A 26,422-nucleotide genomic window follows, 5' to 3' on the forward strand; every position below is an offset into this window, starting at 1 on the left:
ATAAATTCGAACCATAATTCATTAGTAGTGTGAATTGGTTCGGGTTTTTAATGTATAAAATTTATTTTGTCCCAGCCTCTTTTTGCTGGGTGGAAGTTATTTGTGCTTTTTTATCATTGTGTACTCCTCTCGATAAAAAATTCACATTTCTTTTGTATGCTAAAACAACAAAGGAGGAAAAGCACATGAAGAAAAGTTTGTTAATTACGTTCATAGTTCTTACATATTTGATAGTAGGTTGTACGCAGGAAGAGACGATGAAAGAAAGCTCGGAACAAAACGAAAAAACGGAAAAGGTATATGCGAAAGAAGAAAATACCAAGGGAAAGAAGATAAATGAATTTACGCTAACAGCTCAGGAAAAAGAGTGGAAGTTAAGCCCCGATAAAACGATTCAGGCACTTACATATAACGGGACTGTACCTGGGGAAGAAATTAGAGTGAAAGAAGGAGAAGTTGTTAAGGTTCACTTGAAAAACACGATAAAAGAGCCTGTTACCATACATTGGCATGGAGTTCCGTTATCGAATAAACAGGACGGGATTCCCGGAGTGACTCAAGATGCTGTTCCACAAGGGGAAACCTATACGTATGAATTTGTAGCTAATCACCCTGGAACGTACTGGTACCATACCCATCAAAACGGTGTAGAACAAATGGACAAAGGATTATATGGCACGCTTATTGTGGAATCAAAAGAAGGAACAAATGTTGACCGTGACTATACACTGGTTGTAGATGAGTGGGAATCTGGAGAAAAAGAGGAAGAAAGTAATGATGGGCATATGGGTGATACCCATGGTAGCATGATGGAACATGATATGAGTTCTTACGATATCTATACGATAAACGGAAAAACATATGATAATAGTAAGCCCCTGATTGTGCGTAAAGGGGATCGAGTAAAACTGCGATTTATTAACGCTGGATATATGGTACATAAATTACATATTCCTGTAGATTATCGAGTGACCCATGTGGATGGACAAAAAGTAAATGAACCTCGTAAGAAGGAAGGGACATTACTGGAGATTGCTCCAGGAGAGCGGTATGATATTGAATTTAAAGCAGATGGAGAAGGTAACTTTACCATTGATAGGCATGGCGAATCAGAGGCTAATCATAAGATGAGAATGGATGTTGTTTATGAAGAAGAATCCATTACTAATAAGCTAAATCATACGAATTCCTTAGAAACAGTGGATATTACTAAACTTGGAGAAGGTGCAACAGCTCCTTTTTCACTAGATGATGAATTTGATATTGAATATGAAATGGATTTGAATGCAACCATGGATATGAGTGAAGGGGATATGGGAATGGCTTGGACGATAAATGGGGAAACCTTTCCAGAAGTTCCGCCATTTAAGGTAAATAAGAATGACAAGGTAAAGGTAACCATGAAAAATGACAGCAGAGATAATTCAACGCATCCCATGCATTTACATGGACATTTTTTTCAGGTTCTGAGTAAAAATGGAGAACCATTAAAAGGTGCTCCTATCATTAAAGATACCTTAAATGTAAAGCCAGGTGAAACGTATGAAATTGCTTTTCTAGCAGATAACCCTGGTGATTGGCTATTTCATTGCCATGATCTTCATCATGCTTCCAATGGAATGGTAACAATGGTGAAATATAATAACTTTCAACCGTTCTATGAAGATACTGGAAAAGTAGATAACCAACCAGAATAAACATTTCCGAGGAGTCGGTGCGTTTTTACTCCACCAACTTGTTACAAGAAGAAATCCGAACTATGATTCAGCATTAATTTGAATCGGTTCGGATTTTCAATATATAAAAGTGTATTTGTCCCAATCTTTTATGTAGAGGTAAGAGACCGTATAAAAATCGAATCGCTGTTTTAAATGTTAGAAAAGATTATATTCAGTACGATTAAATGCGTAAACTAGAACACGGTAGGTGGCTAATAGAAGAATAAACTGTAGTTATAACATCCCCCTTGTTGCAAAAAAACCGCACATAGTGCTATATTTTTAACATACTAATTTAACGGAAAAGGAGCATCCCTTTCATGTAAAATCTATTTAAATACGCATATTCACAACTCAATATTATTTATGAAAGGGACATTTATATGACACTGCAAGATGAAATGAAGAAACGAAGAACATTTGCAATTATCTCTCACCCGGATGCGGGTAAAACAACCATGACGGAAAAATTATTATTGTATGGAAATTTAATCCGTTCTGCTGGAACTGTAAAAGGAAAAAAATCTGGTAAGTTTGCTACGTCTGACTGGATGGAAATTGAGAAACAGCGAGGTATCTCTGTTACATCGAGCGTAATGAACTTTCCTTACCAAGGTCACCAAATTAACATTCTTGACACACCAGGCCATGAAGATTTTAGTGAAGACACATATCGTACATTAACTGCGGTGGATAGCGTAGTTATGATTATTGATTCTACTAAAGGTATTGAGGCTCAAACGTTGAAACTATTTAAAGTATGCCGGATGCGCGGTATTCCCATTTTCACTTTTATTAATAAGCTGGACAGAGAAGGAAAAGATCCATTTGAGTTATTAGATGAAATTGAAGAAGTTTTGGATATCCAGACATGTCCGATGAATTGGCCCGCAGGTATGGGTAAACGATTTCTTGGTATATTCAATCGTCAAAAAGAAGAGTTTGTTCGGTATAACGGAGATGAAGAAGAAACAATTATTCCTTATACTGAACTGCACGCGCATTCAGACCTTACAGAAAATGCAATGTTCCAGGATGCGAAGGAAGAGCTTGCACTGTTGGATGAGGCTGGAGATAACTTTTCATTAGACGATGTTCTTGCTGGGGAACAGACGCCTGTGTTTTTTGGAAGTGCATTAGCTCCATTTGGTGTTGAAACATTTTTTAATACGTTTGTATCTATGGCACCAGCTCCAGGTCCAAGAAAATCGACTGAAGGTGTAGTAAGTCCAGATCACCCTGAGTTTTCTGGTTTTATATTCAAAATACAGGCGAATATGAATCCTGCACACAGAGACCGTATTGCGTTTGTGCGTGTATGTTCTGGGAAATTTGAACGTGGAATGGAAGTAAAGCTATCAAGAACAGGAAAAACAATTAAACTCGCTCAATCGCAACAATTTGTAGCATCCTCTCGAGGGACCGTAGAAGAAGCGTATGCTGGAGATATCATTGGTATTTATGATCCTAATATTTATCGTATTGGTGACACACTTGTTACAGGTAAGGATAAATTTGAATATGATGAACTTCCACAATTTCCACCCGAGTTATTTAAGAAAGTTACTGCTAAAAATGTAATGAAGGCAAAACAATTTAAAAAAGGACTTGAGCAGCTTGTTCAGGAGGGCGCCATCCAATTGTTTAAACGTCACAGGACAGAATCTTATATTCTTGGGGCAGTCGGTGAATTACAATATGAAGTATTTCAGTATCGTATGAAGAATGAATATAACGTGGAAGTGATGTTGGAATCTATTGGTGAACGGATTCCAAGATGGTTACAGGCAGAACAAATAGATGAGTCTCTGTTTGATGAAGGTAACTTGCTGGTGCGTGATCGGGAAGAAAATCATTTGGTATTATTCCGTAACGAATTTGCCTTGAATTGGTTTCAAGAAAAACACCCCGATATGAAGCTGATTGATCTGTTTGAAGTAAACAGCTATGATCAGACAACGTAATAGTTATTCTAAAGTTACTTTGCAGCTAATTAATAACGAGCATTTTGACCTAAGTCATGCCAAAATAGTGTCAAAAGTCTTAATTCATGATATGATATATAATAGAAATTGAAAGTATACCGCCCCATGCTGCAACATGGAACGGTACAATAGCTAACCTTAAATAAAAGGGTGGCACAACGTTGAACTAATCCCTCTGGAGTCTCTAAAAAGCTAGAGGGGTTAGTTTTTGTCATTTTTATGGGCCATAATCAAAACAATCAAAGCCCCAAAAGAAATCATCAAAGTTAAAACTGATTCTACATCCATCCCGCATCACCCCCTTCATACAGAATACCTGAGAGGTGACGTGTACCATACCCATCCATGGAAGCTAGTCTATTGTATGTCTAATTATAACACAACCGATCATATGTTCCTATAAAAAAGTATATGTTTACTTATAAATTTGCAAAATTAGCATCTATTAATATGTTGTTTTAAAAAAAGAGGAATTTTGAAATATATAGAGAAGTAAGATGTTATATATTTTAAAGAGGGAGAGAAGTTAAATGGCATTTCCCGAATTGGAAACTCCACGCCTTCAATTAGTAGAAATCAAAAAGAAACATATAGTCCATTATTACAATATATTATCAATGGATGAGGTTACTAGATATTATGGAATGGATCCTCTGGAAAAGGAAAGCGACGCTATAAACATGATAAACTCTTTTCGTCATAACTATGAAAGTAAACGTGGTATCCGTTGGGGAATCATTATAAGGGATACGCAAGAATTTGCTGGAACGTTAGGCTTAAATAATTTGAGTCTATGGAGTAAAAAAGCTGAACTAGGTTACGAATTACATCCTAATTATTGGAACCAAGGGATAATTACTGAAGCTGCGAGATCAGTATTGAACTATGCATTTTCCGAGCTGGCATTAGTTCGAATGGGAGCAGTTACCTATCCGCAAAATATAGCATCAATTGCTGTGCTTGAAAAACTTGGTTTTCAAAAGGAAGGTCTACTAAGACGTTATCTTTACCAAAATAATCAGTCTCATGATGCGTATATCTTTTCTTTGCTAAATGATGAATGGGATGCTAGGGCATAAAAAAATAGAATAAGACGAGCTTTTTTTTAGCATGATTTTGACAGTGATAAAAAAGTCAGGTAATACCTCTACGGGAAGTTGAGTTACCTGACTTTTTTATTGCATTTTTACAAGGAAGTTGTTCGGACGGTTCTATTTTTTTACTGTAATGCTGTCTCGTATGTTTTCCATCCACCATCCAGATTTTTCACCTTAAATCCGTTCTCTGCTAAGATTCTTGCTGCTATATAACCGCGAAGTCCTACTTGACAATTCACGTAAATAGTTTCCTCTTTAGGTAAATCATCTAGTCGATCACGTAATTCGTCCAAGGGTATAGAGGTGGCACCTGTAATATGCCCGTTTTCCCATTCCTCAGGCCTACGAACATCTATTAACGTTCCACCATCTGCTAAAATACGATCAATTTCATGCCACTGAATTGTATCTACTTCTCCCTCCATGATATTACTTGCAACATATCCTGCCATGTTTACAGGATCTTTTGCTGAAGAATAAGGAGGGGCATAAGCTAATTCTAAATCAGGCAAGTCCTTAACAGTTAATCCACCCTTTATTGCAGTTGCAATTACATCAATTCGCTTGTCAACACTATCTTTTCCTACTGCTTGAGCTCCATAAATAGTCCCACTCGTTTTATCAAATATCAGTTTTAGTGCAATAGGAACTGCACCAGGGTAGTAACCGGCGTGTGAAACGGGGTGAATGTGTATCACCTCATATGGTTTACCAAGGCGATTAAGTATCTTTTCATTATTTCCAGTCGAAGCTACTGTATAATCAAATACCTTTGCAATAGAAGTACCAAGTGTCCCATTATATTGGACGTCTTTACCGTTAATAATATCCGCAACCAATCTACCTTGTCTATTTGCCGGCCATGCAAGTGGAATCATTGTTGGTTGTTTATTGGTAAAGTCATTCACTTCAATAGCATCGCCAATAGCAAAAATGGAAGGGTCATTCGTTTGAAGTTTTTGATTTACTTGTATGCCTCCTCGTTTGCCAGTACTTAGGCCGGCTTGTAGAGCTAGTTCATTTTCAGGTCTGACTCCAATAGATAACAGTATTAAATCTGTTTCCATTTTGTTGCCTTTTTGAGTAAGAATTGATTTACCATTATTTTCAATAGACTTGACTCCGTCACCCAAAATAAGTTCTATTCCCTTTTCTTGCAAGTGATTGTGAATAATTGCTGCCATTTCCTTGTCAAGTGGAGCCATGACTTGTTCAGACATTTCTACTACTGTTACTTTTATGCCTTGATCATGAAGGTTTTCAGCCATTTCAAGACCTATAAATCCTCCGCCGACAACCACTGCTTTACGAGGTAGGTGCTTATCAATGAATGACTTTATTCTATCCGTATCTTCCATGTTTCGTAACGTGAAGAGTGTTTTTGCTTTGTCTATACCTGGGATTGGTGGGACAACAGGACGAGCTCCTGGTGAAAGAATGATTTTATCATACGTTTCTTCATAAATTTCTCCTGACTGCACATTCTTTACAAAAACTTTTTTAGCTTGCCTGTCAATTTTAATAACCTCACTAAAAATTCGAATATCCAAATTGTATCTTAATGACATATCTTTTACATTTTGCACCAGAAGCTTATCTCTGTCTGTAATTGTACCGCCAATATAGTAAGGAAGACCACAGTTGGCGAAGGAGATATACTCTCCTTTTTCAAATATAATGATATTAGATTCTTCGTTGAGTCTTCTTAAACGAGCTGCAGCAGTTGAACCTCCTGCAACACCACCAATAATAATTATTTTCTCTGTCATTATTACCACTCCTTTTAATACCCCTGTGGGTATATTATAATTAAAGTATACTCGATTTACAATAAAAATCTGTGATAAACATCACATGTTTATCAAAAAAACGATTAGGGGTATATTATAAGTAGAAATCAATTTTTGAGGGGATGTTTTATAAATGTTTCATTATACAATTAATACAAACCAAACGGTGGAAGAAGCTATTAAGTCACTTGAAACAAGTTTAAAGGAAGAATCATTTGGGGTCCTTTGGAATTTCGATATTAAGGAAACATTGCAAAATAAAGGTTTTGAATATGACCAGTCTTACCATGTTTTAGAAGTATGTAACCCAAAAGAGGCGAAAGAAATTCTATCACGTAATCAAATGGCTGGATATTTTCTTCCATGTAAGATTGTAGTTTATGAAGATGCAGGAGAAACGAAGATTGGCATGCCTCGTCCAACAAAACTTATTGAAATGGTTGACGATGATAAACTTAAGGATTTTGCAAATAATATAGAAAAACGTTTAATTCGATGTATGGATAATAGCATTGCATAATATTTTTAATTTACCGTTGCTTAATTTAAAGGCAACGGTTTTTTCTTTTTACATAATTTCTAATTACTGAGGAAGAATGAGAGTAGATTATAAGAAAGACAGGTGAAAAACTTGGAAATCAATCAATCATTCAATCCAGGTGAAATTGTGTATATTATTATTCGTAATCCTCATGCTCAAGACGTTGCTCATATTCAGCAGGCAGCTGTCGTGCAAAACCCGGAAGATGCTAATTCATTAGCTTTGTTTATTCATGAAAATTACTTTCCTTTAACAGAAGAATATGCGGTATTCTCAACAGAGGAAGAAGCTGAAGCAGCTTACCAACAAGCATTTGGTACAGTAGATTCTGGGGAGGAATTCTATGGTTAAACCGTTTGTCCCGCAACTCGTATACGTGGAGCCAAAAGCATTGGAATATCCGTTAGGAAAGAAGTTGATTGAAAAATTCGAAGGTATGGGAATTGAAATTCGTCAAACCACTTCTCATAATCAGATTCGTAATTTACCAGGGGATAATCATTTTCAAAAATATCGTACTGCAAAATCTACGTTGGTAGTAGGGCTACGTAAAACATTAAAATTTGATACTTCCAAGCCTTCCGCTGAATATGCTATTCCTTTCGCAACAGGTTGTATGGGGCATTGTCATTATTGCTATCTCCAAACAACCATGGGGAGCAAGCCTTACATACGAACGTATGTGAACGTTGAAGAAATTTTTGAAGCAGCAGAAGAATATATGAAAGAACGGGCGCCTGAACCAACTCGATTTGAGGCATCCTGTACATCAGATATTGTAGGTATTGACCATTTAACACACACACTAAAACGAGCTATTGAGTATTTTGGTAAGTCCGAATATGGTCAGCTTCGATTTGTTACAAAGTTTGCGCATGTAGATCATCTGCTGGACGCAAAACATAATGGAAAAACGAGGTTTCGTTTTAGTGTAAACGATGAATATATTATTAAATACTTTGAGCCAGGTACTTCGAGACTAAATGAACGAATTGAAGCTGCAGTTAAAATTGCAGAAGCAGGCTATCCATTAGGATTTATTGTTGCTCCCATTTATCTTCATGAAGGATGGCAGGAAGGGTATAAGGAAATGTTTGAGAAGCTGGAAGCAGCTCTGCCCTCAAACGCAAAAAAAGATTTGACCTTTGAACTGATCCAACATCGATTTACGAAGCCTGCTAAGCGAGTTATTCAAGAAAATTATCCTATGACAAAATTGGAACTCGATGAATCTAAACGTAAATGGAAATGGGGGCGTTATGGTATTGGTAAGTACGTGTATACGAATGAAGAACAGGAAGATATCAAGGATACATTAGGCAGCTACATCCATACTTACTTTCCAGAAGCTAAAATTGAATATTTTACTTAAAAGACGTCACTATGGTGGCGTTTTTTATTTTAAAACAGATATTACAGGTGTGTAATCAAAAGGTAATCAGAACGTAATATTTTTGCAGAGGGAACCAAATCTTTATGAAACCTCTATTATTTAAAGGATTTTATTGTTACAGAAAACTGTAGTCTTGTTATATAAGGTGAAAATAATGGTAAGAAATTGCTTTTTAAAATTATCAGAGGTTTGTGCTGTCCGGTAAAAGGCTATTCACTAATAAAATTTAATATTATCAAATGAATTTTTAATAATACGGAAAGCAGGTGATCTAATGGCTGATGAATCATTAGAAACAGAATCAGACAATCAATCAAATGAGGTTACAAGTCAGAATAACCAGTCAGATGAAAAGTATAAAAATGGGTTATATCCTGCTGTTATTGGAGGAGTTGTTGGTGCAGGGGTAGGATTGCTTGCCAGTCCGGAAGTCAGTAAGAAGGTTGCTGGAAGAATTGGGCAATCAGAAGTCCTCCAAAGTGCGGGAAGAGAGTTACGTCGCACAGCTCAGGAAATGGTAACCGAACAAGCGATGATTATGTTAAAGCAAAGTGCCACAAGCTCCTTAAGTAAGTATCAACAAAAATTATTGGGTGAAAGTCAGGAGACAAGCCCATCAAATAATCAAAATAAAGAAAGCAGCTCAGAGGATGGAGACGATCGTTACCAGGAATTAAAGCAGGAGAATAAGGAGTTAAACGATAATCTTGAGCGAATTGAGGATAAATTAAACACGTTGCTAAAGGCGTTGGATAAGTAATAAAGGAGGTGGATGATGAGCAATAGTCCTATAAAAAAAACTGCCGGAAAATTAGCGAAAACCGCAGTGGAGAAAGCTCCAGATGAATGGAAAGAAAAAATAAAAGAAGAAGCAAAAGAAAAGTCAGTCGAAAAAATAGAGAATAAAGTGCAGGACAAAGTGACTCAAGCATCAAATAACCTTGCTGAGGTTAAAGAGGAAAATGCTGAAAAGGTCCAAGGTAGTGCCGAGAGTGCAAAGGAAAAAACTCAGGATGCGTTGTTAACTTTAAAGGAAAAATTAAAAAAAGCGAAAGAGGCAGGAGAGGAATTTCAAGAAAAAATCTCCTCTAATGATGAGCAAAAAGGAAGTAAAGTAAAAGGTGCACATCAAATAAAAGGCGTATCAAGTATAAAAAGTGCAACTACTATTAAAGGTCCTGCAAATGTAAAAAAATCATCAGATGTAAAATCTATTACATCAATTAAAAAAATTGGATAAACACATGATGAGAGGAGAATGAAACATGGCTGTACAAAAGACTGCAGATAGTTCAAGTTTAGCAGAGGTGATTGATCGTATCCTGGACAAAGGAATTGTTATTGATGCATATGCAAGAGTATCCGTGGTAGGTATTGAGATTTTAACTGTAGAAGCAAGAGTGGTTATTGCGAGTGTGGACACTTGGTTACGTTATGCGGAAGCTGTTGGCTTGCTTCGTGACGAGGTAGAAGAAGAAGGATTACCACAGCAAAGCAATGAGAGAAATGCACAGTTCAGTATTTAATGTAGTTCCTATGAAGGGATCTTCCCTAACAGGGTGATCCCTTCAACTTTTAAGAATAACGAATCAGGAGGAAGACAATGGAGATTAAAGAAGTCATGGAAAATGTAAATGATTTTTTGAAGAGCATGTAGCTCCTCCTCATAAAATTACTGCAGTAGAAGCTGGTGAAGAGGAAGGGTGGAACATCACACTGGAAGTAATCGAAGAGAAGGAGTACATGAAAAAATATGCCAAAGACGAAATGTTGGGAATTTATGAGGTAGCAGTTAATAAGAATAAGGAAGTTACTTCTTTTAAACGGTTAGATATTCGTTACCGTAGTAAAATACAAAACTAAAGGAGTGACTGGAGGATATAGAATGTCTTTTATCAAGGAAAGTAAAAATAAGCGATCCAATCAGCTGGTTGAAAGTGATAACACCAAAATGTTGCTGAAGCGAACATTCGATTATTTACAAGCCGGCTATCCTATTCATTTTACTGGTCCTGCTGGTACTGGTAAGACATCGATTGCACTTGCTCTTGCTAGAAAAAGAAAGCGACCTGTGATGTTAATTCATGGGAATCATGAAATGAATAACAAGGATCTAATTGGTGACTTTACTGGTTACACAAGTAAAAAAGTAATAGATCAATACGTACGCACAGTATATAAAAAAGAAGAAAGTGTTTCAGAAACGTGGGAGAATGGCCGCTTGTTAGAAGCTGTATTGAATGGATATACACTTGTATATGATGAATTTACCCGTTCCCAACCAACAACGAATAATTTATTTCTTTCCATCTTGGAAGAAGGAATTATTCCCCTTTATGGAACGAAGTCAAAAGAACCCTTCGCTCGTGTTCATCCATCTTTTTCAGTGATTTTTACAAGTAATCCAGCTGAATATGCTGGTGTTTATAAAACACAAGATGCATTATTGGATCGATTAATTACGATACCTATCTCGTATGAAGATCCTGAAGAAGAAGCGCGGATCGTGGCTGAGAAAAGCGAACTCGATAAAGAAGATGCTCTGTTTATCAGTCAATTGGTAGCAAAACTAAGAGGGAAATGTAGTCATAATGATGGCAAAGGACCAAGCCTAAGGTCCTCGCTAATGTTAGCAAAGCTTGCTTCAAAGCAAGACATACCTATCGAATCAAAAGATGAGGATTTTCAACAATTGTGTTTAGACATTTTAACGTATCCACTAAGTCAATGTGTGAATGCAGATGAAGCACTAAAAGAGGCTGAAAATATAATTATGGAAGAATTGAATGAGTAAAAGATGCTAACAAGAGGAGAGAGAATAATGGAACAGCAAGAAACGGGCATTTATATTTTTTGTGGGGTGGAAGCAACCAATGAGGAAGGTTTTGGACATGTAGAATTTGAAGGTGAGAAAAGAGCTATTTTTACAATTCATTACGAAAATGCAGCCATGGTTGCAACGGAAGTACCTATGAAAATATATCACCCGAACAAGGAAAACCTAATGATGCATCAACAAGTTATTTCAAGAGTTATGGATAAGAATGATACGGTAATTCCTATTAGTTTTGGGAATGTATTCAATTCGAAGGGTGATGTAGAAGTTCTTTTGCAAAACCTTCACCCACAGTTTACTGAACTGTTTCCTAAAATAAAAGGGAAAATAGAACTGGGCCTAAAAGTAATTGGAAAGAAAGAATGGTTGGAAAAACGGGTAAATCAACATCCAGAGATTGATGAAATGACTAGAACCGTTCAAGCTAAGTCAAAAGAGGCTGGTTATTATGATCGCATAAAATTGGGTGGAAAAGCTCAAGAATTATTTAATCAGCTACAAAGTGAAGTCAAAACAGATATTTTTGAGCAATTAGAGGAAAAAGCTGAAGCAGCTAAAGATAATGATCCTATTAGTGAAACAATGCTTTTAAACGCTTCTTTTTTAGTAGATCGAGAGAAAGAAGAAGAATTTGATGAATTGGTGAATGAAGCGCACGAGCGTTGGAAGGAGCAGGTTGAATTTAATTATACAGGTCCATGGCCTGCTTATAATTTTATAAATATACGTCTGACGGTGGAGGAAGCCTAATGCTTCACAAACTAGTTACCGGACCTTTGAATATGGTGAAAAAAGTAGGCGAAAAAATACAGGAAGAAGCGGATAAGGAGTTATATGATCTTCCAACCATTCAAAAGAAACTGGTACAGCTACAAATGAAATATGAACTGCAGGAGATGTCGGAGGAAGAGTATAAGCATAAGGAAGCCGAGCTTCTGGAACGATACGAAATAGCTAAAAGGAAAGAGCTGGAACAATGGGAAGCTTTAACGAAACCTAAGGAAGAGTGATAGTAATGGTGAAAAAAGTATATTTATATGGTCTGGTTCCCACGAGTGAATATGAAGAAAGTGTTTTACCTGAGAAGAGAGGTTTTGATGATGAAGAGGTAATACACGCTTTACCTATGGGTGAAATCGCAGCAATACTATGTAAACTTGACAGCAACGCATATACAGAGTCATTTATTGAAGAAAAAATGAACAATGATTTGGAATGGCTGCAAAAAAAAGCATTTCATCACCATGAGGTGCTCATGTTACTAAATAAACTCTATACAGTTATTCCACTATCTTTTTGCACGATATACAACAATGAAGATAGTTTAATTACATCTATTTCATCCCAAATGGATCAGCTTACAGAATCTATTTCTAGAATATATGGAAAAGAAGAATGGAACGTGAAAGTCTTTTCCAATGATGAAATACTTAAAAAGAAAGTAAGCGATAGTAATTCAACTATAGAAGCAAAAAGGAAAGAAATAAGCAGCTTGCCACCTGGAAAACAGTTTTTTGAAAAAAAGAAACTGGACCAGCTAGTGGAAAGAGAATTAGAGAAAGAAAGAGAACAGCTTTGTGTACACATTCATGACGAATTAACAGCATATGCGGTTCAAGCAGACGTGAAAAAAAACTGGGATAAAAAAGCGACAGGTCGAAAAGAGAACATGAGTTGGAACAGTGTGTATTTATTGGAACAAAACGAAGTAAATCGGTTTTTGGAGGAAGTAAAGATACAAGAACAGAAGATGGGGGAACTAGGCTTGCAAATGGAAGCTACTGGTCCATGGCCGGCATATCATTTCTCCCGTTTGGGTCAGATGAAAAAGTGAGGAGATAGAAATGCCTTCTGTACGAGAAACAATTGAAAACAAAGAAGTAGGATTAATTGATATTTTAGACGTCATTCTTGATAAAGGTGTTGCAATTAAAGGGGATCTCATTATTTCCATTGCCGGTGTAGATCTCGTCTATCTTGATTTGCGGGTATTAATTTCATCCGTAGAAACTCTGGTGCAATCTTATGAGAATAATCGAAAAGATGTTACTTCTGACCAGTTCGATGACGAAAGGAGGGCGTTAGTTGATGCAACCGGCCAGCCAAACAAATGGACGGATTAATTTGGATCCTGATAATCCAGAAGATGGTTTAGCACAGCTTGTGATGACAGTTATTGAATTACTCCGCCAGATAGTAGAAAGACATGCGATGAGAAGGGTGGAAGGTGGCACACTCTCTGATCAGCAAATTGAAGATCTCGGAGTTGCTCTGATGAATTTGGAAGACAAGATGGAAGAGCTGAAGGAAGTATTTGGTTTAGAAGCAGAAGACTTAAATATAGATCTCGGCCCGTTAGGAAATCTATTATAAACTACAAAAAATGTAAAGTCTATTTTGTTTATTAATGGAAGGGTAAAGAAGGGAGGAATAATCATGGCTGTTGAACATCCTATGCAATCGAGCACGATTGTAGACGTACTTGAAAAGGTTTTGGATAAAGGTGTGGTTATAGCTGGTGATATTCGTGTAGGCATTGCAGATGTAGAACTGCTGACAATAAAAATACGTTTAATCGTAGCTTCTGTAGATAAAGCGAAAGAAATCGGTATGGACTGGTGGGAAACTGATCCTTATTTAAGCTCCAAGGCAAATGAGAATACACAAGCATTAGAAGAAGAAAATAAATTATTAAAAGATCGACTTGATGCACTGGAAAGTCAAGTGAATACCAACAATAGAATTACAACAGAATCAAAATCGGAGGGATAAAAAATGACTGAAGAAAACAACCAGAACGATTCAAACCTGAACAATGAGGAAACAAGTAGAAAAACGAACCCTGTAGGAAGAGCTGCAGCCGGTGGTATACTTGGTGCCGCGGTTGGCTATATATCTGCTGAAGAGAACCGTCAGAAACTAACCAAGGTGGTGGGTGAGAAAAGTTCCGAATTGGGATCGAAAACAAAAACGAAGTGGAAGCAGGTAAAAGATTCAAGCAAAGATAAAACAAGCCAGGCTTTGAAGGGAGTAAAAACATCGACTGTAAATATGTTCTCTAATAAAAATCAGGAAGACGATCAAGGGAATGAAGAGTTGCAGGATCAATCTGATCATCAAGCAGAAGAAAATGATGAATCGTACGAAGATTTAAAACAGGAGAATCAGCAACTGACAAATCGTTTGAATAACTTAGAGGAAAAAATGAACAAGCTATTGGAAATAAGTGATGCTAATTCAGAAGACACATCGGAATCTAATTCAGATGAGGAAACTGAAGAAAGTGATTTATCTTCTGAAGAAGAGCAAGAACAAGAGGATGTGGACTCCTCTGAAGAGAATGATAATGAAGAAGATAAAGAGGAAGCTACAAAGAAAAAAGAAAATAAAAAGGATGAAAAAACTACTAATAAGAAATCTAGCACAAATAAAAAAGCAAAGAAAGACAAGCAAAAAGAAGAGAGCGATAAACAAGTAAGCAAAAAAGATGACAATAAAACAAAAGAATCAGACGATGAGGAAGAAGAAACAGCATTAACTAAAAATGATGACACTTCAGCTTAATATTATAAATATAGCAGGGAGAGATAGCAATGAGTGAAAATGCAAAGGATAATATTTTAGAATTTTTCGTAGCAGCTGCAAATAAACATGATTTTGAATTGGATATTTCTTTGTTGGTTCATGGTGCTATTGTAACGGGTACTCTAATTTCTGCCACGGAGTATTTTGATAATATGAGTCAATCCTTTGAGGATGGCAGCGATATCTCCCAGAAAGTAAGTCAGCAGCTTTCACAAGCAGGAGAATCAGCTGATTCTGGTAATCAACAAGAAGTAAATTTTATCCATCTGAAAAATACTAAAATTTATTGTGGTGACAGTAAGCCAACTCCTTCAAAAGGAGAAATATTATGGCGTGGAAAGCTAGTGGAAGTTGATAGTTTCTTCTTGGGGAGAATAGCTGAACCTAAATCCAAAAGCAAAAATAATGATAAATAAGTAAAAACGCATCTCCGCTACTAAGGGAGGTGCGTTTTTAAAGTTAAAGATTAGTTAAAATCCAACTCAATTCCTTTTTCCTTTAGATTTTCAATACATTCTTGTAAATATTTTTGGTTATGCTCACGATATATAGGAGAGTTTGCTGTCTGATGTTGTTCTTTTATTTCTGTTTCATCATAAGGTGAGCAACTTTTGCCTCGATATGCCGGATGTTCCCATAAACGGTCAATTTGATAACCACGGCCTTTCATTTCAGTGATAATCTTCATATGATAGTTGTACAGCAGATATGGTGAATAGTTGAACACATAGTTTACTGTACTATGTTTCTTTCCCCACCCATTCCCTCTTAGAGCGCAGCATTCTCTATGCTGGCCAAGTAATTGCTGACGAGGCAAATATGTAATTAAATCTTCATGCCAAAGGCGCATCCTGCATTCTCCTTATATATATTTGTTGATAGTTACTTATGTTTTGACATAGTTAATTATTAGCTATATAGAGAATACCCTATAAGACCAACGTTTAATCATATAATTTACGGGTATCTTTTATTGTACTTAATTTTAATCATAGTATGGAGGTGATCGTTTGCTAACAACGATTTCGTGGATTGCTTTAGGAATCGGTATAATTAGCTCCATTATCATTATGATTGATGTAGTAAAACATCCGCAAATGATGACCATTATGAATGTGGTGTGGCCAATTAATGGCTGGTTTTTTGGGCCGTTTGCTATATGGAGTTATTTCAAGTGGGGTAGATTAAAGGCGAAGGATTATGATGGAGAAGATAACAGAGGCAGAGGTGCCAAGGTGTTCATGTCAACAAGTCATTGTTCATCAGGCTGTACGCTTGGCGACGCTGCAGGTGTTCCGATCGTTATGCTGACAGGTTTTACATTGCTTGGCACAACCTTATTCGCACACTATGTGGTCCAGTTTACCTTAGCATATATATTCGGGATTCTTTTTCAATTTTATGCTATCTATCCAATGAACAAAAAAGCAGGAGTAATGCAAAATTTAAAAAATGCTATTAAAGCTGATACATTGTCACTAATTATGTTTGAAATCGGTATGTTTGGTTGGATGGCAATTGTTCATTTTGGCTTATTTGCTCAACCACCGAAACCTACTGAAGCCACATACTGGTTTATGATGCAAATTGCTATGATACTTGGTTTCCTAACTAGTTATCCAGCTAACTGGTTTTTAGTTAAAAAAGGAATTAAAGAAGCAATGTAAGTAACATATCTCATTGGGGAATTTTCCCGATGAGATTTTTACATCATATTTATCATTTCCACAAACAGCTTTGTTATGAATGAATCTTATTTGGATGGATAAGATACTCCATAAATGGAGGTTATTAATGTGAGAGAAGAAAATATGTCTGATTTGACCGTTAATACACTTATGAAACAAGCACAGAAATCAGGGTTAACTTACAACCAAGCAAAAGAATTTATTGCTAAAACTACTGGTGGTCATCGTACCCACATTTATAGTAATACCGATGTGGAAGAAGTGAAAATAAAGAATCAGGAATCCATGGACAACAAATCTACATGAAAAAGCGGTGGGAGCTTATGAAGGCAATCATTATTTATGAAAGATGATTGGCTTTATATTTTATTACTACAGCTTAACCTTATGATTTTTAATACTTTTGCAAATGTTAGGGTACAAAGGTATTTTGTTCATTCATAGTTGGAGGAAACTGCGAACAAGAGTGGAATAGCTCAATAACATCGCTACGGAAAAATACTGCGCTTTCCGGGGGCGGCTGATGAGTCTCGGGCCAACACGATGTTGGTCATGAAGGCGTTGCGACAGGACGTCGCGACTCTAGCCTTCCAGCCCCTATAACGCATTCCTTGGTCTCACCGATGCCTCATCTCCCCCAGGAGTCTTCGCATTTTTCCTTCGCTAAGGTATATTTATAAAACGATAAGAGTGGAGAAAATTTTTTCTGTTATTACATGCCTCTTTAATTAATCAAGCATATACCAATTGATTGGAGTGGAATGCGGCGACTCCTGCCGGAATAGCATGAGCTGAAGACCCTGCACGCAGCGTAGCGGAGGAAGCGGCTGAAGCCATGCCGGCGGCAAAGAAGACACTGTGAGGTAACGAACAGATGTCGCGCTTGTACCCGGAGGTGTGAAAGCGTCCGCATGCAACGAAAATCAATGGCGGTAGGTGATCATCTAAGGGTATTTAGACTACTTATTCGTACCCATAACCCTGCTAAAAGTTGAATACTTTCATATCTCCGAGCACAAGAGCAAAGTGTATATTCTGAAACGGCAATTTACAATCCCACAAAGTTACTTCGTTTATCTATTTTCAGAATCATTCAATAGCCCTTACATATATATTAGAACCGGATAGATAATCGGCAGTAATACAAGCTAATCCACCGCACTTATAAACAGATTCTTCAGTCTATAATAAACGAAGCTTTGCCTAATAAAAATAGAAGGCAGTGCTTTCTGCCTTCCTCGTCAATTCCATCCTGTAAAAAGGGAACATCTCCCTATAGACGTTCGCCGTTTTTCAATCGTTCGATAAATTCATTTAAGTCCTCTTTTTTTACTCTCCAATGTCTTCCAATTTTAAATCCAGGAATCTTACCTTCCTGAACAAGCTTATATGTCGTCATTTCACTGAGTTGCAGATATTCAGCCACCTGTGAAACAGTCATGATTTCCGGTGTCATTTAGGTCGCCTCCAAACAATTAACCTATAGATATCATATCATAAAAGTCTTATCTTTTTACAAAAATAATAAGTAAATATACTCCATTATAAATGATTATAAATGAGTATAAGGTTTTATGCGTTTAATAAAATTTAGTCGTTATATGGAGAAAATAAAAGAAAATAGATGTATTCTTACAATGACAGCGCTTTATAGCCATTTGGTAAACCTCTTGCTATATGGTATGATTCATTTTGTTGTACACGGAACACGCTTTTGTGATGCACAAAAGACAACTATTATAGGAAAAAGAGGTGCTGTATTGAATACGCAACAATTAAAACAAGAATGGTTTGGCAATATACGGGGAGATATCCTATCAGGTATTGTTGTAGCATTGGCACTTATACCAGAAGCTATTGCATTTTCCATTATTGCAGGTGTTGATCCTATGGTTGGATTGTATGCTTCCTTCTGTATTGCAGTGGTGATTGCAATTGTAGGTGGGCGTCCAGGAATGATATCAGCAGCAACAGGTGCCATGGCATTATTAATGGTTACATTGGTTGCCGAGCATGGCTTACAATATTTATTTGCCGCAACAATCTTAACAGGAATCTTTCAAATATTATTTGGAGTTTTTAAACTTGCTAGAGTTATGAAGTTTGTACCACGTTCGGTGATGGTCGGCTTTGTTAATTCACTTGCAATATTAATATTTACGGCTCAGCTACAACATTTTGTAGGAGAAAGCTGGATTATGTATGCATTAGTTGCATTGACATTGGCAATAATTTATATTTTTCCACGAATAACTAAAGCTATTCCCTCAACACTTGTAGCTATTATAGTTGTTACAGCTATCGCAATTTATGGGAATTTAAATGTAGGAACTGTGGGAGATATGGGTGCACTTACACAGGAATTACCTGTTTTCCTGATTCCTTCTATTCCGTTTACTTGGGAGACTTTAATGATTATCCTTCCTTATTCTTTGTCATTAGCGATTGTTGGTCTATTAGAATCTTTGTTGACTGCTAACATTGTGGATGATGCGACGGATACGGAAAGTGACAAAAACAGAGAAAGCCGTGGTCAAGGTATTGCAAATATTGTGGCTGGGTTCTTTGGCGGAATGGCCGGTTGTGCGATGATTGGTCAATCAGTTATTAACGTGAAATCAGGTGGAAGGGGACGTTTATCTGCTTTAGTGGCAGGTGGATTCCTTATGTTTCTCATAATTGTAATGGGAGGGCTTGTAGTACAGATACCAATGGCTGCGTTGGCTGGTGTAATGATTATGGTATCTATCAGTACTTTTGACTGGGCTTCTGTGAAAAATTTAAGTAAACTTCCACGTACTGATGCACTTGTAATGGTGACAACTGTAGTAATTGTACTTGCAACTCATAACCTATCCATTGGTGTCTTGGCAGGTGTGTTATTAAGTGCTATTTTCTTTGCAGCAAAAATTTCACGCGTAAAAGTGACAGAGGAATTAGTGGACAATGATCAGAAAAAAATCTACCATGTGAATGGCCAATTATTTTTTGCATCTGTAAACGATTTTCCAAAAAAGTTTAATTATATGGATATAGTTAAAGATGTTGAAATAGATTTAAGTAATGCGCATCTTTGGGATGATTCTGCAGTTGGTGCATTAGATAGAATTGAAATGAAGTTTGAACAGAATGGTATCCAAGTTTCTTACCGAGGATTAAATGAAGAAAGTATGCATTTGAAAAAGCAAATAGGTGGATTATCAAAGGCATCAGGACATTAATTTTATAATTTTAAAACGAGGTGAAGAATATGTTCAAACGGATAGTTTTAGCTGCCGATGGCTCGGAAAATTCTATTCGCTCTGCAAATTATGCAGTTGAGTTAGCGAACAATTTTTCAGGTATCATTAAGGTGATTTATGTGGTTGACAGCCAAACCTCCAAAGAGGATGTATTGCATAGCAATGGTAAGTTCGAAATTGAACAAAGAAGGAAAGAAAAGATTCATAAGGTGGAAGAATTGCTTAGGCAGTCAGGGGTAGAATACGAGGTTCATATTCTTCACGGAGAGCCAGGCCCTACCATTATTAAGTTTACTCAGGAACATGATGTGGATTGTGTTGTAATCGGAAGCAGAGGTCTCAATAAATTACAGACAATGATCCTTGGTAGCGTTAGTCATAAAGTAGCTAAACGTGTCACCTGTCCTGTACTTATCGTAAAGTAGAATAAGTTATGTTAATTTCAAAAAGCCAGGTTCATATTAAAGAGCCTGGCTTTTTTGATTCACAAATAGTAGCAGTAGGGTACTTAATAGTGTTATTTTTTGAAAAGTGACTATCTATTTAAGGAGCAACACTAATTGCTCGCCTGCCAAGAGATATCCAATTTTCTTCAAAGGTAATTCGATTATACGCTTCTTGTTTACCTGTATCTGGGTCGTTAACGAATACATACTCTTCGTTAAACCCGACCATCGTTACGGCGTGTTCGTATCGATACCAATCTATTTTATGACCACTTCTATCATACCAGGATTTGCTATGGAAGGTTTTTTGCTGTTTAAGTGTAGTCCAAGCCATAACTGGTTGACCTTCTTCCAAATAATTGATTAAGGTATTAAATGGCTTTCCAGTTAAATTAATTCCTTTACCGGAGAGGAATTTTTCTACTACCTCTAGAATCGGTTTCTCAAAAACGCCAAAACTGGAATCATCGGAATAGGGATCTCCTACAAATTCTTCATTTGGGTTGGCCCCATACCATACCCCATCAACCATATGAACTTTTTCACCTTTTTTTAATGTATCTACGACCAAGAATTTATCTATCTTGACATCAGCCCAACGTAACAACATGGAGAGTGCCGTTGCTTCACATCCTGTTGGCAAATCCGGATACTGATAATCAATAGGTACGCTGGAAATTATACTACTCTCTTGTTTGCTCATTTCATCTTCCCCTTATAAGATATTACTTTCAGATTATCTTAATAATCACTTTTTGGAAAGCGAATGAAAAGTAACAAGTTAGCTTTCTAATATGTCTTTTATTATTTCAAGGTGGAAGGCAGCCCACGCCTTCTCTTTAAAATGAAATAGTACACTTAGAGTCAATAAAATCATATATACAGAAGCAAAACTGACCCATAAAAGGTTTCCGTTTCCAAATAATATTTCCTCCACTTTTCCAGAAAAGAGAAATAAAAGCCAAGGAATAGCGGATACATAAATAGGTATTATTCCTGTGCCATTCTGTTCTTTTATCATTCTATAGTAAATAAGCTGTAGCGTCTCCCGATTAAGACTTTCATAATAAGCTTTAATTTCTGCGGTTTCTGAAATGTCTTTATGTGTTTTACTGTTTTTGTTCTTTAATTGCAAATAAATTTTATGAGCATCCCCTCTAAAAGAAAACAATGATTATATTCCCCCTTACTGCTAATGTTGTAATGTCTTTGTTATTGAAAATTATTCTTGTTTAGTGTTAACTGAAGATGAAAAGTCATACAGAATAGCTCTCTTTTCAATTTTATGGTTCAATATTGAAAGGCGGAATAGAATGAAAATTATCGTTACAGGAGATACACATATCGCCGGGGAACCAGTACAGTTACCACTAAATTTAATAAATGCTTGCAAATCGGCCGATCTGATTATTCATACTGGCGACTGGAAGTCCATGGAGGTATATCATTTGCTTCGTCAGTATGCGGAAATTAAAGGTGTTTATGGTAATGTTGATTCATATGACATAACTTCAAAGTTTCCTGAAAAACAATTAATAGAAGTAAATGGATTCCAAATAGGGATTGTGCATGGACACGGGGAAAAAAAGACGACCGAGCAAAGAGCATTACAAGCTTTTACAGAAGAAAGCCCGGATGCTATAATTTTTGGCCATTCGCATATTCCTTTAATCCGTTATTTTAAAAATACTCTATTAATGAACCCAGGATCTCCTACATCTAAGCGTGCTTTGCCTTATTTTTCATATGGGATTCTTGAAATTGATAAAAATATTCACGCGGAAATTGAATTTTTTAGTAAAGAAGTAAAATAAAAAAGAAAGTGAGTAGAGCTATAATATCACGTAATTATTGTTAACTATGGATCTCCCAATTAAGAAAAAAACAATTAGTTTTATAAAATAATAAGCATGAAAAGGGGAAAATGAAAATTGGAAATAATTATAAATTCTGTAGAAAGAGATGAAAAAGTAGTTATTGGAGAAAGAGACAATCATATCTCAATAAATGATGCCGTATATGAAATTATTGATCAATCAGGCGTATTGGAGAATAGTGGGGTTATTGTATTGAATAATGTACCGGTGTTTTATGAGGCGAGAGAGAAGTTTGAGCAACGGTTTCTTAATAGACCCAAAATGATTGAAGCGGTGGATGGATTTATTTCTATTAGAGTTATGAGACCGTTGGAAGGAGATACTTATACGATTATGACTCAATGGGATTCAGAATCGTCCTTTAGGAGCTGGCAAGAATCAAAAGCATACCAACATGCTCATAAAAATAGGGGGACAAAACAGGGTATTGATCAGCAAAAAAATGTTCTCAAAAGAAAAACAAACTACCATGTTTATCAAGTGGGCAGTTAATTTCTCTTGTACATCAGAGAATGGGGTAAATTTAACACGTTATTTTTAAGGAGAAGTGAAGATATTTATCTTCACTTCACTTTTTTACCGGCACTTTTAGTAGCCGTAGCCTACATAAGAAGCACCAATAATAATTAACAAAATAAACAAGACAACGATTAAGGCAAAGCCTCCACCGTAGCCATATCCTGCATTTGCACCCATAATGAAAACCTCCTTTTTCTCAGGATAATAGCAATATATGTATTCACTGTCAGATGTGATATAGGCGGATGTACCAACAATATAAGAATAGCGTAAAATGCTTAGGCATGTCTTCCTTACATAGTTATTTTGATCGAGGGGATAATAATTTTGAGTCATAGATAACAGGAGGGATATTAATCATGTCTGAAGCTAATAAAAACCGCAATAAAGATAAAAACAAACAGAATAATCGAAATAAGTTTAATAAACAACGAGAATACGATGTAGAGATCGCTGAGGATACAGAGTTTTTGAATTTGGATAACAAGAAGAATAAACGTAGCGGAAGAAATAAAGATTAACATATGCTTTTTTGGTAGCCGGGATATGCATAGTATTCCGGCTTTTTAATTGTAACGGCTAACTGCAAGCCAAGAGATTTAAAGCTTACTTCCATTGTGTAAAGAATGAAGTATATGCTAGTATAGGAAGACATATAGAATGTACGTCAAAGGGGGAGAAAGTGGAGGTGCACAAAAAAAGTCTTCATTTGTTTGAAAAGGCATTAAATTTTACCAAGGTTGGTCTTGTTATTACAGACCCAGCTCAGAAAGATAATCCGATTATCTTTGTCAATGAAGGTTTTTTAAACATGACTGGATATTCGAAAGAAGAAATAGTAGGAAATAATTGTCGGTTTTTACAAGGTGTTGATACGGATACAGAAAGTGTGCAAAAAGTTCGGGATGCAATTAAAAATGAACAATCCATCACTATACAGCTCTATAATTATAAAAAAGATGGTACAGGTTTTTGGAACGAGTTGTCAATTGATACCATGTGGTTAGAAGAGGAACAGGAACTTTATTTTGTTGGTGTGCAAAAAGATGTAACAATTGAAAAAGAACAATCAAGATTATTAGACAATACATTAAAGGAAATGGAACTTGTATCTACTCCAATTGTTCCAATCACTAATAATGCTTCTATCTTACCAATTATAGGAGACTTTAATGATAATCGGTATGAGATTATGTTTAATAAAGTTTCATCCTATCTGGAAACAGCAGAAGAGGATTATCTTATAGTAGACTTGTCCGGCCTGCATGAAGTAGATACGTACATAGCTTCTAAATTTTTGAAATTACAACAGCTTGTTTCCTTAATGGGAAAAGAGTTGGTGGTAGCAGGTATGCGGCCTGAATTGGCAGCTAAAACAACAAGTATCCAAGGAAGCTTTACTAACCTCTCTACATTTCATAACGTAAAAACAGCCATTGAATATTTACAAAGAAAGTAAAAAAGCTTTGCAGTGTCAGTTGACCTGCAGAGCTTTTTTTATAACAAACGGTTATTTTTGTTTCTGCTATTTATGTTGTTATACTTAATAGTCCTGCCAAGATCCGGCGAACAGAATGCTTATTGTTGGTATAGCTGCAACTGTTTAAGAAGGATGAGGCTAGGACGGCTTTCTTACTTGCAACGTTTGCACTTGTATTCTTATTCCCTCTTCATCTTCAAATAATGTATAGAACCATTTAACTTGTACAATTTAATTAATAGGATAGTGGTTCCAGCAATGAATTTGGAAGATGGTGGGAGAATTGTGAAAAAAGATAAATCGTCAAATAAACCCGTAATTCTATTGAATATCGATTCCTTGATGCCTCAACCTCTTGAGATAGCTGTACAAACAGATCAAACGCCAGCCTTAAAATTTTTAATGGAAAATGGAATGTATTTTTCAAATATGGTCAACTCTTTCCCTACTATGTCTGTAACGATTGACAGTTCACTTTTAACAGCGACTTATCCTGATAAGCACCAAATTCCAGGCTTACATTGGTTTGACACCCGAAACTTGCAGTTTATTAATTATGGGACAGGCTTGAGGGAAACGTTTCGAATTGGATGGCGTCGTTCCATTCATAACATGCTTTACCAACTAAATCATGAACATTTAAGCTCACAAGTTACAACTATTTATGAGGAATTAGCAAAGAAGCAACTGCATTCTGCTTCCATAAATTCATTTGTATATCGAGGAAATAAAACTCAAAAATTAAAAGCACCGAAAATACTTCGGACGTTTACTAAATTTGAAAATGGAGAGTGGACAGCTCAGGTTCCTTCCATATTTTCATTGGGTACTTTTTCCAAAATAAGGAAGAAGGGATTCCCAACACAAATTGCTGCAGGAAATTGTAAGTATACAGCAAAAGAACTACGTTACCTGATCCGTAAAAACAAGTTGCCAAGTTTCACCTTTTGTATTTTTCAAGATATGGATGCACGTATTCATTTAAAAGGACCTACAGATAAAAAGCTTATTAAAAAAATCGATAAAGAAATTCAGAAGATATTAAATATGTATCCAAGCTGGGAAAAGGCGTTAGAAAAGAATATCTGGATGATAATTGGAGATAATGGGCATGCTGCCACAGGAACGAGTTATCGCAAAGGGCTCATTAATTTACGAAAAATATTTAAACAGTTCAAGGTTGCTCAAATACAACGAAGACCAAAAAATAATGATCAAATTGCATTTTGTGTAAACCAGCGTATGGCTTATATTTATATTTTAGATAAAAAAATTTCCATTCGTAAGTTAATTGAACTGCTTCAAAGAGAATCACGTATTGATGTCATTGCTTGGAAAGATGGCGAGGATGTTCATGTAGTTTCAGGTATAAAATCAGGTATGATTACCTACCGGAATGGAGGAATTTATACGGATATTTATAATCAAAATTGGAGTATTAATGGTCAGTTGGATATACTTGATCTCACTCTAACAAAAAACCAATTTATATCTTATGGTGATTATCCGGATGCTTTGGCGAGACTATCCGGAGCCTTGCATTCCCATGAAGGCCGCTTTATTGTTGTTAATGCAAAACCAGGGTATGAGTTTAAAGCACAATCTACTCCATTTCATCTTAATGGGGCAGCACATGGTTCTCTTCACAGACAAGAGTCACTTGTGCCTTTAATTATTGCTGGTACAAATGAAAAACCTCTCCATAGACGTTTTGTCGATATGAAAAATTATATTATCAACTTAATTGATTCTAATTAGAACTTCGTTAGAATACGTTTTTATCATTTTTACATACTAAGATGAGGAGGTGTAGAAATGAGTAAAAACAAAAAGAAATTGACAAGTACACCATATAGTAGTGACCAGCCAATTGCTAAGAGACTTACCAAAAAAATGGATCATGAATTTGCCAATGAGCCATTAACTGAAATGGAAAGACAACATAATAAAAAAACAAAAAAACGTCAATAACGAGCATATCTTAAGTCATGATGGAAGGTAATTCCATTATGGCTTTTGTTAATTATTTGAAGTTACTCTTTAAAATTATTCAATTAACAAGCGAGCTTATAAAAAAATATAATTTTTTTTTGTACAAATTTTATATTTTTTCATTCATCTATCAATAGAAATGTAATCGAATACATTATTTATCTGTAAGCAATCATTATCAATTTCACGTTTTTATAATTGGAAGTATTTTGTAAATAAGACTTTTCTATCTA

Annotated in this window: 35 protein-coding genes and 1 pseudogene; 29 read left to right on the forward strand and 7 right to left on the reverse strand. The window is 36.0% G+C overall.

Annotated elements, in window-relative coordinates; all coding sequences use genetic code 11:
* Positions 1 to 185: 185 nt before the first annotated feature.
* Together JCM12304_RS05990 and JCM12304_RS05995 are read left to right on the forward strand one after the other, a co-directional pair.
* Positions 186 to 1,697 carry a multicopper oxidase family protein gene (locus tag JCM12304_RS05990; RefSeq protein ID WP_060679077.1) on the forward strand — a complete coding sequence of 504 codons (1,512 nt, stop codon included), beginning with the start codon at positions 186 to 188 and terminating at the stop codon, positions 1,695 to 1,697.
* Between the two features lie 404 nt (positions 1,698 to 2,101).
* On the forward strand, positions 2,102 to 3,682 hold the full coding sequence (locus tag JCM12304_RS05995) for a peptide chain release factor 3 (protein WP_060679079.1): 1,581 nt from the start codon (positions 2,102 to 2,104) through the stop codon (positions 3,680 to 3,682).
* Between the two features lie 222 nt (positions 3,683 to 3,904).
* Here the strand turns inward: JCM12304_RS05995 and JCM12304_RS20305 are convergent, their stop codons facing one another.
* Positions 3,905 to 3,991, reverse strand: coding sequence for a putative holin-like toxin (locus JCM12304_RS20305; RefSeq protein ID WP_223280644.1), 87 nt, complete (start codon positions 3,989 to 3,991; stop codon positions 3,905 to 3,907).
* Positions 3,992 to 4,233: 242 nt separating this feature from the next.
* Between JCM12304_RS20305 and JCM12304_RS06000 the strand changes: the two genes are divergently transcribed.
* Positions 4,234 to 4,782 (forward strand): GNAT family N-acetyltransferase, encoded by a 549-nt coding sequence (locus JCM12304_RS06000; protein WP_019378716.1) that lies wholly within the window; start codon positions 4,234 to 4,236, stop codon positions 4,780 to 4,782.
* Between the two features lie 140 nt (positions 4,783 to 4,922).
* Here the strand turns inward: JCM12304_RS06000 and JCM12304_RS06005 are convergent, their stop codons facing one another.
* Complete coding sequence (locus JCM12304_RS06005) at positions 4,923 to 6,569, reverse strand: CoA-disulfide reductase (protein ID WP_060679081.1); 1,647 nt, start codon at positions 6,567 to 6,569, stop codon at positions 4,923 to 4,925.
* A 154-nt stretch (positions 6,570 to 6,723) separates the two neighbouring features.
* Between JCM12304_RS06005 and JCM12304_RS06010 the strand changes: the two genes are divergently transcribed.
* The 16 genes and pseudogenes from JCM12304_RS06010 (at position 6,724) to gvpU (ending at position 15,361) form a co-directional block, all read left to right on the forward strand.
* Positions 6,724 to 7,110, forward strand: coding sequence for a DUF302 domain-containing protein (locus tag JCM12304_RS06010; protein ID WP_060679084.1), 387 nt, complete (start codon positions 6,724 to 6,726; stop codon positions 7,108 to 7,110).
* Positions 7,111 to 7,221: 111 nt separating this feature from the next.
* Positions 7,222 to 7,482 (forward strand): transcriptional regulator SplA domain-containing protein, encoded by a 261-nt coding sequence (locus JCM12304_RS06015; RefSeq protein WP_060679086.1) that lies wholly within the window; start codon positions 7,222 to 7,224, stop codon positions 7,480 to 7,482.
* Complete coding sequence (splB, locus tag JCM12304_RS06020; protein WP_019378720.1) at positions 7,475 to 8,503, forward strand: spore photoproduct lyase; 1,029 nt, start codon at positions 7,475 to 7,477, stop codon at positions 8,501 to 8,503. Before JCM12304_RS06015 ends, splB begins: the two co-directional genes overlap by 8 nt.
* A gap of 295 nt (positions 8,504 to 8,798) precedes the next feature.
* Entirely contained in the window at positions 8,799 to 9,284 is a 486-nt protein-coding gene (gene gvpT, locus JCM12304_RS06025; protein ID WP_060679087.1) for a GvpT/GvpP family gas vesicle accessory protein, read from the forward strand.
* Between the two features lie 15 nt (positions 9,285 to 9,299).
* Positions 9,300 to 9,764 carry a gas vesicle protein GvpQ gene (gene gvpQ, locus JCM12304_RS06030; RefSeq protein WP_019378722.1) on the forward strand — a complete coding sequence of 155 codons (465 nt, stop codon included), beginning with the start codon at positions 9,300 to 9,302 and terminating at the stop codon, positions 9,762 to 9,764.
* Between the two features lie 25 nt (positions 9,765 to 9,789).
* Positions 9,790 to 10,050 carry a gas vesicle protein GvpJ gene (gene gvpJ, locus JCM12304_RS06035; RefSeq protein WP_019378723.1) on the forward strand — a complete coding sequence of 87 codons (261 nt, stop codon included), beginning with the start codon at positions 9,790 to 9,792 and terminating at the stop codon, positions 10,048 to 10,050.
* 77 nt (positions 10,051 to 10,127) lie between these two features.
* Positions 10,128 to 10,387 (forward strand): annotated as a pseudogene (gvpO, locus tag JCM12304_RS06040) (gas vesicle protein GvpO).
* Between the two features lie 22 nt (positions 10,388 to 10,409).
* Positions 10,410 to 11,318, forward strand: coding sequence for a gas vesicle protein GvpN (gene gvpN, locus JCM12304_RS06045; RefSeq protein WP_060679089.1), 909 nt, complete (start codon positions 10,410 to 10,412; stop codon positions 11,316 to 11,318).
* A 27-nt stretch (positions 11,319 to 11,345) separates the two neighbouring features.
* Positions 11,346 to 12,110 carry a GvpL/GvpF family gas vesicle protein gene (locus tag JCM12304_RS06050; protein ID WP_060679091.1) on the forward strand — a complete coding sequence of 255 codons (765 nt, stop codon included), beginning with the start codon at positions 11,346 to 11,348 and terminating at the stop codon, positions 12,108 to 12,110.
* Positions 12,110 to 12,370 (forward strand): gas vesicle protein GvpG, encoded by a 261-nt coding sequence (locus JCM12304_RS06055; protein ID WP_019378727.1) that lies wholly within the window; start codon positions 12,110 to 12,112, stop codon positions 12,368 to 12,370. Before JCM12304_RS06050 ends, JCM12304_RS06055 begins: the two co-directional genes overlap by 1 nt.
* A 5-nt stretch (positions 12,371 to 12,375) precedes the next feature.
* Positions 12,376 to 13,194 (forward strand): GvpL/GvpF family gas vesicle protein, encoded by an 819-nt coding sequence (locus tag JCM12304_RS06060; protein ID WP_060679093.1) that lies wholly within the window; start codon positions 12,376 to 12,378, stop codon positions 13,192 to 13,194.
* Between the two features lie 10 nt (positions 13,195 to 13,204).
* Complete coding sequence (locus tag JCM12304_RS06065) at positions 13,205 to 13,483, forward strand: gas vesicle protein (protein ID WP_060679095.1); 279 nt, start codon at positions 13,205 to 13,207, stop codon at positions 13,481 to 13,483.
* On the forward strand, positions 13,449 to 13,733 hold the full coding sequence (locus tag JCM12304_RS06070) for a gas vesicle protein K (protein ID WP_060679097.1): 285 nt from the start codon (positions 13,449 to 13,451) through the stop codon (positions 13,731 to 13,733). Before JCM12304_RS06065 ends, JCM12304_RS06070 begins: the two co-directional genes overlap by 35 nt.
* Positions 13,734 to 13,796: 63 nt before the next feature.
* Positions 13,797 to 14,132 carry a gas vesicle protein gene (locus JCM12304_RS06075; protein WP_060679099.1) on the forward strand — a complete coding sequence of 112 codons (336 nt, stop codon included), beginning with the start codon at positions 13,797 to 13,799 and terminating at the stop codon, positions 14,130 to 14,132.
* Positions 14,133 to 14,135: 3 nt separating this feature from the next.
* On the forward strand, positions 14,136 to 14,924 hold the full coding sequence (gvpT, locus tag JCM12304_RS06080; protein WP_060679101.1) for a GvpT/GvpP family gas vesicle accessory protein: 789 nt from the start codon (positions 14,136 to 14,138) through the stop codon (positions 14,922 to 14,924).
* Between the two features lie 29 nt (positions 14,925 to 14,953).
* The gene (gvpU, locus tag JCM12304_RS06085; RefSeq protein WP_060679103.1) at positions 14,954 to 15,361 is read left to right on the forward strand and encodes a gas vesicle accessory protein GvpU; all 408 of its coding nucleotides are present in this window, start codon (positions 14,954 to 14,956) and stop codon (positions 15,359 to 15,361) included.
* Between the two features lie 50 nt (positions 15,362 to 15,411).
* Here gvpU and JCM12304_RS06090 read toward each other — a convergent pair whose 3' ends face one another.
* Positions 15,412 to 15,795, reverse strand: a complete 384-nt coding sequence (locus JCM12304_RS06090; RefSeq protein WP_060679105.1) for a TIGR02328 family protein — start codon at positions 15,793 to 15,795, stop codon at positions 15,412 to 15,414.
* A 160-nt stretch (positions 15,796 to 15,955) separates the two neighbouring features.
* Between JCM12304_RS06090 and JCM12304_RS06095 the strand changes: the two genes are divergently transcribed.
* Together JCM12304_RS06095 and JCM12304_RS06100 are read left to right on the forward strand one after the other, a co-directional pair.
* A complete protein-coding gene (locus JCM12304_RS06095; RefSeq protein ID WP_060679107.1) occupies positions 15,956 to 16,612 on the forward strand; it encodes a DUF4396 domain-containing protein in 657 nt (218 codons plus the stop codon).
* Positions 16,613 to 16,741: 129 nt separating this feature from the next.
* The gene (locus JCM12304_RS06100) at positions 16,742 to 16,939 is read left to right on the forward strand and encodes a hypothetical protein (protein ID WP_060679109.1); all 198 of its coding nucleotides are present in this window, start codon (positions 16,742 to 16,744) and stop codon (positions 16,937 to 16,939) included.
* 967 nt (positions 16,940 to 17,906) lie between these two features.
* Here the strand turns inward: JCM12304_RS06100 and JCM12304_RS06105 are convergent.
* A complete protein-coding gene (locus tag JCM12304_RS06105) occupies positions 17,907 to 18,089 on the reverse strand; it encodes a helix-turn-helix domain-containing protein (protein WP_019378953.1) in 183 nt (60 codons plus the stop codon).
* Between the two features lie 118 nt (positions 18,090 to 18,207).
* On the opposite strand from JCM12304_RS06105, the gene JCM12304_RS06110 reads away from it, so the two are divergent.
* Complete coding sequence (locus tag JCM12304_RS06110; RefSeq protein WP_369813139.1) at positions 18,208 to 19,854, forward strand: SulP family inorganic anion transporter; 1,647 nt, start codon at positions 18,208 to 18,210, stop codon at positions 19,852 to 19,854.
* A 29-nt stretch (positions 19,855 to 19,883) separates the two neighbouring features.
* A complete protein-coding gene (locus JCM12304_RS06115; RefSeq protein ID WP_060679111.1) occupies positions 19,884 to 20,300 on the forward strand; it encodes a universal stress protein in 417 nt (138 codons plus the stop codon).
* A 118-nt stretch (positions 20,301 to 20,418) separates the two neighbouring features.
* On the opposite strand, the gene JCM12304_RS06120 is transcribed toward JCM12304_RS06115, so the two are convergent.
* Both JCM12304_RS06120 and JCM12304_RS06125 read right to left on the reverse strand, forming a co-directional pair.
* On the reverse strand, positions 20,419 to 21,024 hold the full coding sequence (locus JCM12304_RS06120; protein ID WP_060679113.1) for a C39 family peptidase: 606 nt from the start codon (positions 21,022 to 21,024) through the stop codon (positions 20,419 to 20,421).
* 78 nt (positions 21,025 to 21,102) lie between these two features.
* Entirely contained in the window at positions 21,103 to 21,456 is a 354-nt protein-coding gene (locus tag JCM12304_RS06125) for a hypothetical protein (RefSeq protein ID WP_256200774.1), read from the reverse strand.
* Between the two features lie 178 nt (positions 21,457 to 21,634).
* Between JCM12304_RS06125 and JCM12304_RS06130 the strand changes: the two genes are divergently transcribed.
* Positions 21,635 to 22,135: a metallophosphoesterase family protein gene (locus JCM12304_RS06130; protein ID WP_019378948.1), complete on the forward strand. Its 501-nt coding sequence runs from the start codon at positions 21,635 to 21,637 to the stop codon at positions 22,133 to 22,135.
* A 117-nt stretch (positions 22,136 to 22,252) separates the two neighbouring features.
* Complete coding sequence (locus JCM12304_RS06135) at positions 22,253 to 22,690, forward strand: antibiotic biosynthesis monooxygenase family protein (RefSeq protein ID WP_060679118.1); 438 nt, start codon at positions 22,253 to 22,255, stop codon at positions 22,688 to 22,690.
* A gap of 96 nt (positions 22,691 to 22,786) precedes the next feature.
* On the opposite strand, the gene JCM12304_RS18985 is transcribed toward JCM12304_RS06135, so the two are convergent.
* Positions 22,787 to 22,894, reverse strand: a complete 108-nt coding sequence (locus tag JCM12304_RS18985) for a YjcZ family sporulation protein (RefSeq protein WP_019378946.1) — start codon at positions 22,892 to 22,894, stop codon at positions 22,787 to 22,789.
* A 182-nt stretch (positions 22,895 to 23,076) separates the two neighbouring features.
* On the opposite strand from JCM12304_RS18985, the gene JCM12304_RS19510 reads away from it, so the two are divergent.
* The 4 genes from JCM12304_RS19510 (at position 23,077) to sspO (ending at position 26,168) form a co-directional block, all read left to right on the forward strand.
* Positions 23,077 to 23,238, forward strand: coding sequence for a hypothetical protein (locus JCM12304_RS19510; protein WP_019378945.1), 162 nt, complete (start codon positions 23,077 to 23,079; stop codon positions 23,236 to 23,238).
* Positions 23,239 to 23,399: 161 nt separating this feature from the next.
* Positions 23,400 to 24,176, forward strand: a complete 777-nt coding sequence (ytvA, locus tag JCM12304_RS06140) for a YtvA family blue-light photoreceptor (RefSeq protein WP_060679119.1) — start codon at positions 23,400 to 23,402, stop codon at positions 24,174 to 24,176.
* Between the two features lie 306 nt (positions 24,177 to 24,482).
* Entirely contained in the window at positions 24,483 to 25,955 is a 1,473-nt protein-coding gene (locus JCM12304_RS06145; RefSeq protein ID WP_256200775.1) for an alkaline phosphatase family protein, read from the forward strand.
* A 57-nt stretch (positions 25,956 to 26,012) separates the two neighbouring features.
* Positions 26,013 to 26,168, forward strand: coding sequence for a small acid-soluble spore protein SspO (gene sspO, locus JCM12304_RS06150; RefSeq protein WP_019378942.1), 156 nt, complete (start codon positions 26,013 to 26,015; stop codon positions 26,166 to 26,168).
* The last annotated feature ends 254 nt before the right edge of the window (positions 26,169 to 26,422 follow it).

This window comes from Virgibacillus halodenitrificans JCM 12304, from assembly GCF_001310895.1.
In the GTDB taxonomy this organism is placed as follows: domain Bacteria; phylum Bacillota; class Bacilli; order Bacillales; family Amphibacillaceae; genus Virgibacillus_Q; species Virgibacillus_Q halodenitrificans.

Bases quoted from the DNA above. Each gene is read 5' to 3' on its own strand.
- JCM12304_RS06005 (WP_060679081.1), bottom strand. From the start codon at position 6,569: ATGACAGAGAAAATAATTATTATTGGTGGTGTTGCAGGAGGTTCAACT.
- JCM12304_RS20305 (WP_223280644.1), bottom strand. From the start codon at position 3,991: ATGGATGTAGAATCAGTTTTAACTTTGATGATTTCTTTTGGGGCTTTG.
- JCM12304_RS06130 (WP_019378948.1), top strand. From the start codon at position 21,635: ATGAAAATTATCGTTACAGGAGATACACATATCGCCGGGGAACCAGTA.
- JCM12304_RS06010 (WP_060679084.1), top strand. From the start codon at position 6,724: ATGTTTCATTATACAATTAATACAAACCAAACGGTGGAAGAAGCTATT.
- JCM12304_RS18985 (WP_019378946.1), bottom strand. From the start codon at position 22,894: ATGGGTGCAAATGCAGGATATGGCTACGGTGGAGGCTTTGCCTTAATC.
- JCM12304_RS06105 (WP_019378953.1), bottom strand. From the start codon at position 18,089: ATGACACCGGAAATCATGACTGTTTCACAGGTGGCTGAATATCTGCAA.
- JCM12304_RS06110 (WP_369813139.1), top strand. From the start codon at position 18,208: ATGCGTTTAATAAAATTTAGTCGTTATATGGAGAAAATAAAAGAAAAT.
- sspO (WP_019378942.1), top strand. From the start codon at position 26,013: ATGAGTAAAAACAAAAAGAAATTGACAAGTACACCATATAGTAGTGAC.
- JCM12304_RS06000 (WP_019378716.1), top strand. From the start codon at position 4,234: ATGGCATTTCCCGAATTGGAAACTCCACGCCTTCAATTAGTAGAAATC.
- JCM12304_RS06120 (WP_060679113.1), bottom strand. From the start codon at position 21,024: ATGAGCAAACAAGAGAGTAGTATAATTTCCAGCGTACCTATTGATTAT.
- gvpJ (WP_019378723.1), top strand. From the start codon at position 9,790: ATGGCTGTACAAAAGACTGCAGATAGTTCAAGTTTAGCAGAGGTGATT.
- JCM12304_RS05995 (WP_060679079.1), top strand. From the start codon at position 2,102: ATGACACTGCAAGATGAAATGAAGAAACGAAGAACATTTGCAATTATC.
- JCM12304_RS06060 (WP_060679093.1), top strand. From the start codon at position 12,376: ATGGTGAAAAAAGTATATTTATATGGTCTGGTTCCCACGAGTGAATAT.
- gvpU (WP_060679103.1), top strand. From the start codon at position 14,954: ATGAGTGAAAATGCAAAGGATAATATTTTAGAATTTTTCGTAGCAGCT.
- JCM12304_RS06055 (WP_019378727.1), top strand. From the start codon at position 12,110: ATGCTTCACAAACTAGTTACCGGACCTTTGAATATGGTGAAAAAAGTA.
- gvpT (WP_060679101.1), top strand. From the start codon at position 14,136: ATGACTGAAGAAAACAACCAGAACGATTCAAACCTGAACAATGAGGAA.
- JCM12304_RS06075 (WP_060679099.1), top strand. From the start codon at position 13,797: ATGGCTGTTGAACATCCTATGCAATCGAGCACGATTGTAGACGTACTT.
- gvpN (WP_060679089.1), top strand. From the start codon at position 10,410: ATGTCTTTTATCAAGGAAAGTAAAAATAAGCGATCCAATCAGCTGGTT.
- JCM12304_RS06050 (WP_060679091.1), top strand. From the start codon at position 11,346: ATGGAACAGCAAGAAACGGGCATTTATATTTTTTGTGGGGTGGAAGCA.
- gvpT (WP_060679087.1), top strand. From the start codon at position 8,799: ATGGCTGATGAATCATTAGAAACAGAATCAGACAATCAATCAAATGAG.
- JCM12304_RS06090 (WP_060679105.1), bottom strand. From the start codon at position 15,795: ATGCGCCTTTGGCATGAAGATTTAATTACATATTTGCCTCGTCAGCAA.
- JCM12304_RS06070 (WP_060679097.1), top strand. From the start codon at position 13,449: ATGCAACCGGCCAGCCAAACAAATGGACGGATTAATTTGGATCCTGAT.
- JCM12304_RS05990 (WP_060679077.1), top strand. From the start codon at position 186: ATGAAGAAAAGTTTGTTAATTACGTTCATAGTTCTTACATATTTGATA.
- gvpQ (WP_019378722.1), top strand. From the start codon at position 9,300: ATGAGCAATAGTCCTATAAAAAAAACTGCCGGAAAATTAGCGAAAACC.
- JCM12304_RS06065 (WP_060679095.1), top strand. From the start codon at position 13,205: ATGCCTTCTGTACGAGAAACAATTGAAAACAAAGAAGTAGGATTAATT.
- splB (WP_019378720.1), top strand. From the start codon at position 7,475: ATGGTTAAACCGTTTGTCCCGCAACTCGTATACGTGGAGCCAAAAGCA.
- JCM12304_RS19510 (WP_019378945.1), top strand. From the start codon at position 23,077: ATGTCTGAAGCTAATAAAAACCGCAATAAAGATAAAAACAAACAGAAT.
- JCM12304_RS06115 (WP_060679111.1), top strand. From the start codon at position 19,884: ATGTTCAAACGGATAGTTTTAGCTGCCGATGGCTCGGAAAATTCTATT.